This is a genomic window from Lentzea aerocolonigenes, assembly GCF_000955955.1.
Lineage (GTDB): Bacteria > Actinomycetota > Actinomycetes > Mycobacteriales > Pseudonocardiaceae > Lentzea > Lentzea aerocolonigenes_A.
The window spans coordinates 15,980-27,533 of sequence record NZ_JYJG01000350.1 but is presented as its reverse complement, the minus strand read 5'-3'; the positions used below and the strand labels follow the sequence as shown (position 1 = coordinate 27,533).

Here is an 11,554-nt window from a genome sequence, read left to right as displayed (position 1 = left end):
GGCCGGACGGTGGACTTCAAGAACACCGTCATCATCTTCACGTCGAACCTGGGTACGTCCGACATCAGCAAGGCAGTCGGCCTCGGCTTCACCTCGGGTCAGGACACCGCGTCCAACTACGAGCGCATGAAGAACAAGGTCAACGACGAGCTGAAGAAGCACTTCCGCCCCGAGTTCCTCAACCGCATCGACGACATCATCGTCTTCCACCAGCTGACTCAGGACGAGATCATCAAGATGGTGGACCTGATGATCGCCCGCGTCGAGACGCAGTTGAAGAACAAGGACATGGCCCTCGAGCTGACCGACAGGGCCAAGTCCCTGCTGGCCAAGCGCGGCTTCGACCCGGTGCTGGGCGCCCGCCCGCTGCGCAGGACGATCCAGCGCGAGATCGAGGACACCCTGTCGGAGAAGATCCTGTTCGGCGAGATCCAGCCGGGCCAGATCATCATCACCGACGTCGAGGGCTGGGACGGCGTGTCCGACGACCACGACAAGGCGAAGTTCGTCTTCCGCGGCGAGGCCAAGCCGAACCGCGTGCCGGACGCCCCGCCGGTCGACCTGGCAGCCCCGGCCGCCAGCGAGGTGCAGGACGCCCCGGTCACCGAGACCGAGTGAGCTAGCAGCACGTGAGAACGGCCCCCAGGCTTCGGCTTGGGGGCCGTTCTCGTCTCTCCTGTTCAACGGCCGGTGCCCACGGCGAGTTGCTCGGTCGGGGTCGTCCACACGGAGAGCTCGGGGTGTGGAGCCGAGGAATCCTGCCGATTAGTCCGTTTCGCCGCGAACCTTCGTCTGCTCCTGGCACGATGACGGCCGCCCACATGATCTTGTGCGGGCGTTGGCCCATCAGGAGGTTCTTGTGCCGTCGGCGGCGTTCGAGCAGCTGGTCGCTCAGTTCGAGCGGTTCCAGTCTCAGATGCAGCGGGTTGACCAGCAGTTCGCCGGTGTCGGCGAGATGCAGCAGCAGCTGACCGAGTTGGAAGCGGTGGCCACCTCGGCCGACCGTGCCGTGACAGTCGTCGCGGGCCCGTCCGGCAGCATCAAGGACATCCGGCTGACCGACCTCGCCATGCGCAGACCGCCGCACGCCCTGGCCGCCGAGCTGATGTCGACCCTGCGCCAGGCCGTCGCCGAGGCCGCCCGCCGCCAAGCGGGCATCGTCGAGGGCGCGATCGGTGACGACATGAAGCTCTCCGACCAGGTCCTGGAAACCCAGTCGCAGCTCTTCGGAATGTCCAAAGAGGAGCTCCGGGCCGTCAGGACGGAAGACGCCGCACCCCAGCCGCCCGCTCCGGCACCGGCACCGCAGCGCCCGCCGATGCCCCCGCCCGTGCCCCAAGTCGGTCCGGTGCGCCCGCCCGCACCGCCGCGCAGGCCCGCACCGGAGCCGCACGACGACTTCGCCGACCAGAACATCATGCGCGGCAACGCGTGGAACGACAGGTCGCCCCAGCCGCCCGCCGCTCCGTCCAAACAGGACGGGAAGTTCCTGAACCTCTTCGATGACGAGGACGGCGGCCGATGAGCGGGTTCAGCGTCGACCCGGAGGAGCTGCGCGAGTACGCCGACAAGCTCTACGGCCATCGCGCCTTCGCCGGTGAGGTCTCCGGGCTCGTGGACAAGTCGGACGTCGGCGACAAGTCGTGGGGCGTCGTCGGCATCTTCGTGAAGCAGCAGTACACGGAGCTGTTGAAAGACCTCGAAGACACCCTCACCGCAATGACGGAAGGGCTCGACTCCGGAGTGGAGAAGTTCCGCGACACCGCCAAGGGCTACGCGGACCAGGAAGAGGCCCTGAAGAAGATCCTCGACGGCATCAAGGTCGAGAGGGGGTAGGGGCGCCATGGCTGAAGAGGAGTACACGGCCGGCTCCGGCGACCAGCAGGTCAAGATCACCGTCGGTGAGAAGACGCTCGGGCAGAAAGCCGAGGAGAACGCCCCGATCTGGGGCAACTTCGTCAAGGCGAAGGAAGCCGCGGGCAAGACCGGTGACACCGGTGGTGTCGCCGGGCTGACCTCGGAAGGCAGCGCGCTGGTCACCTCGGTCACCGAGTTCGGTCAGGGAATGGTGACGGACCCGATCGGCTGGTTGGTCGGGCAGGGCCTGAACTTCCTGATCAGCGTCGTGCAGCCGCTCGAGGACGCGATTCATTTCGTCAGTGGCGACGGTCCGGCGCTGCAGCAGGCGGGCGAGAACTTCGGCGCGATCGCCCAAGGCATCTCGGACCTGAGCACGCGCTTCACCGAGGACCTGCAGAGCACGGTCACGACCTGGGGTGGCAGCGCGTCGGAGGCTGCCGCCACGAAGCTGGGCGAGTTCGCTCAGGGCATCGACGGTGTCGCGGGCCAGGCAGGTGAGCTGGCCGAGTTGCTGATGATGTCGTCGATGGTCATGCAGGTCATCGAGGACGTGATCAAGGCGATCCTGTCCGAGCTGATCACCTGGCTGATCATGATCTGGATTCCCGCGCTGGCCGCAGCGGTGCCGAGTTGTGGCGCGTCAACGGCTGCGGCAGGTGCCGCGACCGGCGTCCGGATCGCTTCCACGGCGAGCCGGGTGTCGCGCATCGTCGCGAAACTGCGTCAGCTGCTGACCAGGATCATGGACTTCCTGCGCAGGCTGGCGAGCAAGGCCAAGAGCCTCGGCACCGGCTTCAAGAAGGCCATGGCGGACAAGAAGGTCACCAGTCAGCAGGCGACCGACGCGCTCGTGGGCAAGAACAAGTGGGAAATGTTCAAGAGCAACCCGGTCACCAGGATGAACAGTCACGACGGCATCGTCGGTGAGCGGGTGCACCAGGGCTTCGGGAAGTCGATGCTCGACGCCGTTGGCAACGAGGCGCTCGCCCAGGTCAACGGCGTCCACGAAAAGGGTGCCAGGAACCAGTCACTGCGAGAGCAGGCCACCGCGTCCCGCGAAACCGGAACTGATCACTCGAAGCAGCGCATCGAAGGGTTTCTGGACATCTGATCATGGACATCCTCCTGAAGATCTGGAACGAGTACGTCCTCACGCCGTTCTTCCTGGTGTGGGTCGCTCTCGCCGTCCTCTTCCTCGTGGTGCGGCGCTGGTTGCACTTCCGCGCTCATCGGAGGACCAGGGCGGAGCAGGTCGCCGCGCTGACTCCGCTGGCGAACAGCATCGGCGGCCGGGTGATCGGGCCAGGGGGTGAGACCACCGCCTGGTCGGCAGGAGTTCGCGGTCCCGTCGTCGAACACGTCGAAGGTCTTTTCGCGACGTTGCTCCGGCGGTCGAAACCGCAGTTCGACCTCGCGATGGACGTTCAGCGGGGCCACTGGCACGTCCGGGTGACCGAGGCATCGGTGCGCGTGTCGAACCCCTCCGGTTATGGCGTGAAATGGGTTCAGGAACACCGCATCGAGGTGGCCACCGCACGCATGGCGCCGATGCGAATCATTCGTCCGTACAAGCACACCTCCACGGGAAACCCGCTCTCGCCCCAGCGGATCGAGGAACAACGGGAGGGATGGGTGGCCAGACCGCCGTCGACCGCACAGAGCGATCACGGCGGGTGGCACCAGGTGCCGCTGGCGCCTCCGATGGACGGGGAGTTCTTCGCCTGCAGCACCGACCCCGCGGCCGCGAGCAGGGAGCTCAACTTCGACGCGCTGCACTGGCTGATCGACAGGGAGGGCGACCTGCCGGTGTTCGCGAGCAAGATGCGGCTGACCTTCGAGGCGGGGTTCGTCTACCTCGTCATGATCGACCACATCGAGCCGGACCAGGTGATGGTCGTGGTCGACACGATCTGCGGGCTGCTCGACAGGATGCCCGGCGCGCGGCCGAGGCACCCTGCCGCAGCGCTCTGAGTCAGCGCGGCGTGACGGCGTAGCCCGCCAGCACGGTGGCCGCGAGGTCCGGGTCGTCGTCCTGGTAGAGCCCCTCGTAGTTGAAGCCGAACAACGCCCGCAGCGCAGCCTCGGCGAGGTCGAGCGGGTGGAAGCGGAACGGGTACTCGTCGTCCTCGTCGAGCGATTCGAGGAACTCACGATCGCCCGCCAGGTACTTCTCCTCGAACGGCAGCGGTGTGCCGACGTCCTCGATCACGCCGCTGTCGGGGGAGAGGCTGAACGCGCGGCGGACGGAGCCGTCGGGCGTCCAGATCGCGTAGGCGAAGAAGTCGACGACGCTGTGCATGGCGTGCAGGTACAGGGTGCGGCCGGCGGCTTCGCGGACGAAGCGCGGATCCAGTTCGGTCGGGGCGTCGCCGGCGGCGTCCCAGGTGCAGACGATCGAGAGGCCGGGGAGGACGGCGGCGTAGACCTCGCCCTCCGGCGGGTTGGCGTAGTCCAGCGACCCGTCGGCGATCGGGCGGATCTCGTGCGCCGGGTAGAGCCGCGCGACCAGGGCGGCAGTGGCCTCGCGGTCGATCTCCGGCGCCGCGCGCAGGACCTTGCCGACGTCGTCGGACGCGTACATCAGCATCCAGTCTTTGGCACCCATGACATCAGGATGGCGGAGGGGTCTGACAATTCCGGGAGGCAACGGATGGCCGCGGCCAGCCGTCCTTCTTTCGTGGGGACCACACCGGAGACTGACGAGCACTCGGCGACACTGCACGGCGTGGTCACCACCGAGGTGAAGCCGCGCAGAAGTGGTTTCGCCACGTTCTTGCTGTTCGTGTGCGCGATGGCGTTCGTCACGGCGGCGCTGGTCAGGCTGCTCGGCATCGACGGCACGCGGTACATGATCGCCGCGACCTCGCTCATTCCGTACATCACGGTCGCGGGGTTGCTGATCGGGCTGTTCGCGCTCGCACGCAAGAGGTGGGTCATCGGGCTGACGATGACCTTTGTGGCGATTGTGCTGGTGGCGAACGTGGCGCCGCGGGCATTTCCGGACTCGCGGCCGAACGGGGTGGGGCAGCAGGTCCGGGTGATGACCGCGAACCTGCTCGTCGGCATGGCGGACGCCGAGGCGATCGTGCGTGAGGTCAAGGCTCGCAACGTCGACATCCTGACCATGCAGGAGCTGTCGCCGGAGATGGTCCGCGATCTCGAACGGGCCGGGCTCGACCAGGTGCTGCCCAGCCGGGTCTTCCTCGCTGAACCGGGCGGGTCCGGCAGCGGCATCGCGTCGAAGTACCCGCTCACGCGCAAGGAACTCACGCCGCCAGGGACGTTGCAGCAGGCCGGGGCGTTGGTGGATCTGCCGGGCAAGGACATCGAGGTCGTCTCGGTGCACCCGTTGCCGCCGGTCGTGACCGAGGGGCCGGAGGCGTGGCAACGGGAGCTCGCCGGCCTGCCCAGCCCGGACTCCACCGGCGCGATCAGGGTGCTCGCGGGCGACTTCAACGCCACGCTCGACCACGTCGGCATGACGCGGCTGCTCAACAAGGGCTACGTGGACGCCGCGGACCAGGTCGGCAAGGGGCTGATCCACACCTGGCCGAGCAACAGCGGCTTCTGGCCGCCACCGGTCACCATCGACCACGTGCTGGTGGACCCGCGTTGCCCGGTCGACACGCTGGACGTGTTCGACGTGCCCGGCAGCGACCACCGGGCCGTCGTCACGCAGTTCGTCGTGCCAAGGTTCTGAGCGCTTCCAGAGCCCCGACCGGCAACGACACACCGCGGCCGTGACGGACCTCAGGCTCGCGGACGTTGATCCGGATCAACGAACCGGTGGAAGCCGACGCGAGCTCTGCCTGCCGCCGCACGGTCGGCACCGCGGTTCCGGCGCCGATCTCGATCACGACCAGGTTCTGCACCGAACGCCGCCACGACGTCAACGAGTCGAGCTGCGCCTGGCTGCGGTGCGGCACCCAGCCCCAGTCGCCGAACATCAGGATGTTGGGCCTGGCCAGACCACCGCACGAGGGACACGACGGCAGCGGGCCCACCGCACGCATCGAAACAGGATCAACGGAGACGTCGAACGAGCACTCCCAGATCTCGTCGGTGCACGGTTCCACGCACTGCACGTGGTGGATCGAGCCGTGAACCTCGGCGACGTCCGTGAACCCCGCCCGCTGGAACTGACCGTCCACATTGGACGTGAAGACGCGCGCACCCCACGAGCGCAGGATCTCGAACCCCTCGTGCGGCACGGTCGAGCGGTAGAGGTGCAACCGGTGGCCGTAGAAACCCCACGCCAGCTCGGGATCGTCGGCGAAGTGCACCGGATCGGCGATCTCCTCGAACTTCAGCCCGAGCCGCTCGTAGGGCGGATAAGCCCGCCAGAAGCCCTCGGTGCCGCGGAAGTCCGGCAGCCCGGAGTCGACCCCGATGCCGGCACCGGCGCAGACGAGCAACGCGTCCGCGCCGGCGATCAGCTCGGCGGCCTGCTCATAAGCCTGGTCGATCACTGCTTGGGCTTGCTCCCGAGCACGACCTCGAACTCCAGCAGGTCGGCACCGGTCGACACCGGCTTCGCGCGCTCACCCGAGTGCGCGGCCGCACCGGCCTGACCGTCACGCCACGCCACGAAGTCCTCGTCGGTCTCCCAGTGCGTCACGACGAAGTAGCGGTCCTCGCCCGCGACGGGGCGCAGGAGCTCGAACCCGAGGAAGCCGGGCTGGTCGTCGACCGCGCCGAGGCGGGCGGCGAAGCGCTTCTCGAGCTCGGGGCCTGCGCCCTCGGGGACCTTGATCGCGTTGATCTTCACGACTGCCATGAGAACCACATTAGCGGCGCACCCCGACAGGCAGCAGGTACTGATCTTCCGGAATGCCCGATCCGCGGAACCACGCCTGGAAGAACCCGTCCAGGTTCTGACCCGAAGCCTGCTTGAAGTGGTTCTCGAACTCCGGCCAGGACGCGTTCCCGTTCCGATGGCCGGCCGTCCACGACTGCAGCGCCTTGAAGAACACGTCGTCCCCGACCTGCTTGCGCAGCGCGTGCATCGCCATGATGCCCTTGTCGTAGACACCTCGGAACTCGTTGCCCTTGCCCATGTCGTAGAGCTTCGGCGCCCAGAACGACGTGCGCCCCCGCAGTTCTTCGACCCGGCCGCGGTAGCGCTCGTCGAGGTTCGTACCGTCCTTCTCCAGCCACAGCCACTGCGAGTAGGACGCCAGGCACTCGTTCAGGCAGATGTCCGCCCAGTTCGAGATCGTCACCGAGTCGCCGAACCACTGGTGCGCGTTCTCGTGCACCACGGTCTCCAGATCCGCCCACGACGCGTAGGTCGGCCGCGTCTGGGTCTCCAGCGAGAACCCGATCTTGTCCGCCACCCAGATGCTGCCGGCCGCTCGCTGCGGGTACGGGCCGAACTTGGTCTCCAGATAGCCCAGGATCTCGGGCAGCCGCGCCTGGATCGGCTTCTTCTCCGCCGCGGTGCCGGGTGCGTAGGCGTCCAGGACCGGTGCGCCGCTCGGGAGCTTCGAACGCACGATCTCGAACTTGTCGATCGCCACCGTGGCCAGGTAGGTCGCGAGCGGCGTCTCCTCCGACCAGTTGAACGTCGTCCAGCCGCCGTCGCGCGTCACCGGGCCTTCAAGACCGTTCGAGATCGCCGTCCAGCCGTCCGGCACGCGCGCCGCGAGCTTGAACGCCGCCTTGTCGCGCGGGTGGTCGTTGGCCGGGAACCACGACGTCGCGGAGTGCGGCTCACCCGCGGCGAACGCGCCACCGGTCGACGAGATCTGCCAGCCGCTGCGGCCCAGCGAGGCGTCCTCGACGGTCTTGGGCTCACCGCCGTAGGTGACGACCGCGGTGAACGGCTTGCCCTTCGCCAGCGGAGCAGCGGGCGTGATCACCAGCTCGTGGTCGCCCTCCTGCGCGAACTTCGCCGGCTGCCCGCCGACCTTCACGTCGCTGACCTTCAGACCCTCCAGGTCGAGGTTGAACCTGCTGAGGTCGTCCGTGGCGTTCGCGTTGACCTTCGCCACGCCCTGCAGCTGCTTCGACGACGGGTCGTACGTGATCGCCACGTCGTAGAGCGTCACGTCGTAGCCGCTGTTGCCGTCCGTCGGGTAGTACGCGTCGCCCATACCCGCGCCGGCCTCCACGGCTGCCTGCGGTGACGTCTCCTGCCGCTGCTGCTGCGCGGGGTCGTTGCCCGGCGTGCGGAACACGACGAGCAGACCGGCGACGAGCACGATCAACACCAGGGCGATCAGGTACGGGCGGGCCTTCATGCGTTAATCATCCCTGTGTCGGTCGTGGAGTTCGGCGGAGCGGGTCAAGGCGTGCTGCTCCTGCACGGCCTGATGAGCAGGGCCACCGCGTGGTGGCCCGTCGCGCAGTGGCTCAAGCCGTTCGGCCGTGTCGTCGGCATCGACCAACGCGGGCACGGCCGCAACCCGCAGCGGGGACCGTTCCGCACCGAGGACTTCGTCGCCGACGCCGCTGCCGCCATCGAGGACCTCGGCCTCGGGCCCGCTGTCGTGATCGGGCACTCCATGGGCGGGCTGCACGCGTGGTGTCTCGCGGCGACCCGTCCTGACCTGGTGCGCGCGATTGTGGTCGAGGACTTCGCTCCGGACAACCGGGGCAGAACGGTCGACGAGTGGAAGTGGCTCTTCGACGCGTGGCCGGTGCCGTTCCAGTCGCTCGCACACGTCACGTCGTACTTCGGCGCGCAGGTGTTCGCGGAGTACTTCGAGGAACGCGAGGACGGCTGGCACCTGATAGCCGAGATGGACGACCTCTACGAGATCGCCGGCCACTGGGGCACGCGGGCGTACTGGGACGAAATCGACCGGGTCCGGTGCCCGTCACTGGTCATCGAGGCAGGTCAGGGCGGCCAGCTGCCCAACCAGATGGCAGAGGCCGCGCGCAGGTCCGATGGCCAGTACCTTCACGTCCCCGAGGCCGGCCATGTCGTGCACGCGACCGCGCCGTGGGTCTACCGCGGTGCTGTGGAGGCCTTCTTGAGCACGTCGATCTCGCCGGTCTGAGTGTCGACGATCGACACCTCGCGGACCTTCGCGCGGATCGGCTCGACCGGGAACACCTTCGCGAACGCGGCCTTCACCGCGTCGTCGTCAACGCCGTGGACGAGCGTGCAGTGCGGCACCCAGTTGCCCGGCAGGTAGTACGCGCTCGGGTTCTTCACGTTGCTCGCCAGCACATCGTGAATGGCCGAGTGCACGGCCAGCAGCTCGGCGTCGACCACGGCGGCGAGCATCAGCACGTTGTCGACCGTCGAGAATGTGCTGAGCGAGTGCAGGTAGAGGTCCGGCATCCACAGCCGTTCCAGGTCCTCGCGCAGCTCCTTGCGCACCTTGGGGCCGATGGTGGTGGCCACGGCGTAGGTGAGGTGCGGCGGGTGGTCGTGCTCGGCGCCGATGCGCCGCTGCAGGTCGCGGACCTTCTTGTCCGCCTCGTCGTCGAAGAACGCCACGAGCGCGTGCATCAGTGCTCCCCGGGCAAAGCGAACAGGCCGTCCCGCGTCTGCTCGACCAAACCGTCGTCGAGCAGCGAGACCAGGCACTTCTCTCGTTGCGTGATGTCGTTCCAGACGATGTCGAGCTGCGCCTTGGGCACCGGACCGGGGGCGTCCCGCAGCACGTCGAGCAGCTTTCCCCGCACCTGACGATCGGTGCCGGCGAACTTCTGCACCTTCTTCTCCGGCCCCGCATAAGCAGGACGGCCGGCGAGCTGCCACGCACACACGTCGAACAACGGGCAGTCGGCGCACTTCTGGTTCTTGGCCGTGCAGATCAACGCGCCGAGCTCCATCAACGCCGCCGAGAACACCGCAGCGTCTTCCTGCACCTCGGGAAGGATCGCTTCCACGTCACGGAGATCGCGCTTGGTCGACGGCGGACCGGCATCACCGGCACCGTGCACCGCGCGCGCAACAACCCGCCGGACATTCGTGTCGACGACAGCGCACTTCTGCCCGTACGCGAACGTGGCCACCGCACGGGCCGTGTAGCTGCCGATGCCCGGCAACGACTCCAGCGTCTCCACGTCCGACGGCACGACATCGCCGTGATCGCGCGCAATGGCCGTGGCAGCCTCGTGCAACCGCAGAGCGCGCCGCGGATAGCCGAGCTTGCCCCACATCCGCAGCACTTCACCCTGCGACGCGGCAGCCATCGCCGACGGCACGGGCCAGCGCGCCAGCCATTCGTGCCAGATCGGTTCGACGCGGGAAACCGGCGTCTGCTGCAGCATGATCTCGCTGACCAGCACGCCCCAAGCGGTGCAGTCGGGACGCCGCCACGGCAGGTCGCGCGCGGCGGTGTCCCACCAGCCAAGCAACAACTCGTGATTCATCGTGCGCCATTGTGGCGCACGGGATCACGCGGCCTGAGTGCCCACCGCGTCGACCTCGCGCAGCTCGCCCGTGTGCACGTCGTAGACGAACCCGCGGATCTTGTCCGTGTGCGGGATGAACGCGCTGCGGCGCAGGCGGGCCATCGAACCGCGCACGCTCTGCTCGACCACCTTGAACGCCTCGACGGCCCAGGTCGGCCGCAGACCGGTCTCGGCCTCCAGCTCGTCCTTGAAGTCGTCCTCGGTCACCATCTCGAGGCCGCAGTTCGTGTGGTGCACCAGCAGCACCTCACGCGTGCCCAGCTTGCGCTGGCTCAACGCCAAAGACCGGATCGCGTCGTCGGTGACGACACCCCCGGCGTTGCGCAGCACGTGCGCCTCACCCTGCTTCAACCCGAAGATCTCGAACACCCGGATGCGCGAATCCATGCAGGTGAGGATTGCCACCTGCAGGGACGGCTTGGCGGACGAACGATCTCCGGGAACCACGTTCCCGAGCTCGTAGTTCCGCTTGAGCAGTTCGTCGATCGCGGTCATGACACCCTCCATGGCCTACCGGCGGACCTCGCGCCCCCGATTGGAACCGGAGTTAGCGCCCGTTCACAAGGGGTTTCCGGTCAATGTCACGTTCAACCGATCGAGCGATGCTCGCCTCCCGCTCGATTCCACCTGGTCGAGCTACGTTCGGGCCGTGATCGAGCCCACAGGTCCGCTGCCGTCCACGGTGTACTGGCGCCGCCGCATCGCCGCGATCGGGGCCGCGCTGGTCACACTGCTGCTCGTGATCTGGATCGTCGGACTTTTCGGCTCGAACGAGGAGGAAACGGCCAAACCGACCAACGCGGCAGCGGCGTCGTCCTCGAACCCGCCGCCGACGATGTCCGAGTCGCCGGTCGCCTCGTCTTCCTCGACCACGCCGCCGCCCTCGCCGACGCAGACCACGCCACCACCCCCGCCGCCCGGACCGCCGCAGCCGTGCGCGGACGACGCGATCGCGGTCGTGGCGAAGGCGAACAAGCCCTTCTACACCATCGGTGACCAGCCGGAACTGTCGATGGACGTGGTCAACAACGGCCAGGCGCCGTGCATCAAGGACATCGGCCGCCAGCACCGCGAGCTCACCGTGATGAGCGCGGACGGCGCGACGTTGTTGTGGTCGAGCAACCACTGCCTGGCGACCGCGGGCTCCGAGGTGCGGGTCATGCAGCCGAAGGAAGTCTTCAACTACGGCACCAAGTGGGCGGGTTCCACCTCGAAGCCGGGGTGCGGCGAGCACACCCGGCTTGGGCCCGGCGACTATCTGCTGGTGGCGAAGCTGGCCGGCAAGGCCAGTTCACCCGTGGTGTTCAGACTGGAGTGGTAA

Annotated in this window: 15 protein-coding genes; 8 read left to right on the top strand and 7 right to left on the bottom strand. The window is 67.7% G+C overall.

Annotated features, from left to right (window positions below; genetic code table 11):
• The 5 genes from UK23_RS37250 to UK23_RS37230 form a co-directional block, all read left to right on the top strand.
• A partial coding sequence (locus UK23_RS37250) for an AAA family ATPase (RefSeq protein WP_156213675.1) occupies positions 1 to 618 on the top strand: 618 nt, incomplete at its 5' end.
• Positions 619 to 829: 211 nt separating this feature from the next.
• Complete coding sequence (locus tag UK23_RS37245) at positions 830 to 1,525, top strand: YbaB/EbfC family nucleoid-associated protein (protein WP_419503917.1); 696 nt, start codon at positions 830 to 832, stop codon at positions 1,523 to 1,525.
• Positions 1,522 to 1,836, top strand: a complete 315-nt coding sequence (locus UK23_RS37240; protein ID WP_045316466.1) for a WXG100 family type VII secretion target — start codon at positions 1,522 to 1,524, stop codon at positions 1,834 to 1,836. The genes UK23_RS37245 and UK23_RS37240 overlap by 4 nt, the downstream gene beginning before the upstream one ends.
• A gap of 7 nt (positions 1,837 to 1,843) precedes the next feature.
• Complete coding sequence (locus tag UK23_RS37235) at positions 1,844 to 2,971, top strand: WXG100 family type VII secretion target (RefSeq protein ID WP_045316465.1); 1,128 nt, start codon at positions 1,844 to 1,846, stop codon at positions 2,969 to 2,971.
• A 2-nt stretch (positions 2,972 to 2,973) separates the two neighbouring features.
• Complete coding sequence (locus UK23_RS37230) at positions 2,974 to 3,831, top strand: hypothetical protein (RefSeq protein WP_045316464.1); 858 nt, start codon at positions 2,974 to 2,976, stop codon at positions 3,829 to 3,831.
• A gap of 1 nt (position 3,832) precedes the next feature.
• On the opposite strand, the gene UK23_RS37225 is transcribed toward UK23_RS37230, so the two are convergent.
• Positions 3,833 to 4,465: a DUF6928 family protein gene (locus tag UK23_RS37225; protein WP_045316463.1), complete on the bottom strand. Its 633-nt coding sequence runs from the start codon at positions 4,463 to 4,465 to the stop codon at positions 3,833 to 3,835.
• Between the two features lie 72 nt (positions 4,466 to 4,537).
• Between UK23_RS37225 and UK23_RS37220 the strand changes: the two genes are divergently transcribed.
• Positions 4,538 to 5,560: an endonuclease/exonuclease/phosphatase family protein gene (locus tag UK23_RS37220; protein ID WP_231114845.1), complete on the top strand. Its 1,023-nt coding sequence runs from the start codon at positions 4,538 to 4,540 to the stop codon at positions 5,558 to 5,560.
• Here UK23_RS37220 and UK23_RS37215 read toward each other — a convergent pair.
• Genes UK23_RS37215 through UK23_RS37205 form a run of 3 tightly spaced genes read right to left on the bottom strand, consistent with a single transcriptional unit; the run spans position 5,532 to position 8,102 of the window.
• Positions 5,532 to 6,326 carry an SIR2 family NAD-dependent protein deacylase gene (locus tag UK23_RS37215; protein ID WP_045316472.1) on the bottom strand — a complete coding sequence of 265 codons (795 nt, stop codon included), beginning with the start codon at positions 6,324 to 6,326 and terminating at the stop codon, positions 5,532 to 5,534. The genes UK23_RS37220 and UK23_RS37215 overlap by 29 nt on opposite strands.
• The gene (locus UK23_RS37210; protein ID WP_030471038.1) at positions 6,326 to 6,637 is read right to left on the bottom strand and encodes an antibiotic biosynthesis monooxygenase family protein; all 312 of its coding nucleotides are present in this window, start codon (positions 6,635 to 6,637) and stop codon (positions 6,326 to 6,328) included. Before UK23_RS37210 ends, UK23_RS37215 begins: the two co-directional genes overlap by 1 nt.
• Positions 6,638 to 6,647: 10 nt before the next feature.
• Positions 6,648 to 8,102 carry a M1 family metallopeptidase gene (locus tag UK23_RS37205; RefSeq protein ID WP_045316462.1) on the bottom strand — a complete coding sequence of 485 codons (1,455 nt, stop codon included), beginning with the start codon at positions 8,100 to 8,102 and terminating at the stop codon, positions 6,648 to 6,650.
• A 15-nt stretch (positions 8,103 to 8,117) separates the two neighbouring features.
• Between UK23_RS37205 and UK23_RS37200 the strand changes: the two genes are divergently transcribed.
• Positions 8,118 to 8,864 carry an alpha/beta fold hydrolase gene (locus UK23_RS37200; RefSeq protein WP_082115284.1) on the top strand — a complete coding sequence of 249 codons (747 nt, stop codon included), beginning with the start codon at positions 8,118 to 8,120 and terminating at the stop codon, positions 8,862 to 8,864.
• Here UK23_RS37200 and UK23_RS37195 read toward each other — a convergent pair.
• The 3 genes from UK23_RS37195 to UK23_RS37185 are packed head-to-tail and all read right to left on the bottom strand — an operon-like array spanning position 8,813 to position 10,728.
• Positions 8,813 to 9,322 (bottom strand): 2'-5' RNA ligase family protein, encoded by a 510-nt coding sequence (locus tag UK23_RS37195; protein WP_052685397.1) that lies wholly within the window; start codon positions 9,320 to 9,322, stop codon positions 8,813 to 8,815. The genes UK23_RS37200 and UK23_RS37195 overlap by 52 nt on opposite strands.
• Positions 9,322 to 10,191 (bottom strand): A/G-specific adenine glycosylase, encoded by an 870-nt coding sequence (locus tag UK23_RS37190; protein ID WP_045316461.1) that lies wholly within the window; start codon positions 10,189 to 10,191, stop codon positions 9,322 to 9,324. The genes UK23_RS37195 and UK23_RS37190 overlap by 1 nt, the downstream gene beginning before the upstream one ends.
• Positions 10,192 to 10,215: 24 nt before the next feature.
• Positions 10,216 to 10,728 (bottom strand): beta-class carbonic anhydrase, encoded by a 513-nt coding sequence (locus UK23_RS37185; protein ID WP_045316460.1) that lies wholly within the window; start codon positions 10,726 to 10,728, stop codon positions 10,216 to 10,218.
• Positions 10,729 to 10,882: 154 nt separating this feature from the next.
• Between UK23_RS37185 and UK23_RS49785 the strand changes: the two genes are divergently transcribed.
• Positions 10,883 to 11,554 carry a hypothetical protein gene (locus tag UK23_RS49785; RefSeq protein WP_045316459.1) on the top strand — a complete coding sequence of 224 codons (672 nt, stop codon included), beginning with the start codon at positions 10,883 to 10,885 and terminating at the stop codon, positions 11,552 to 11,554.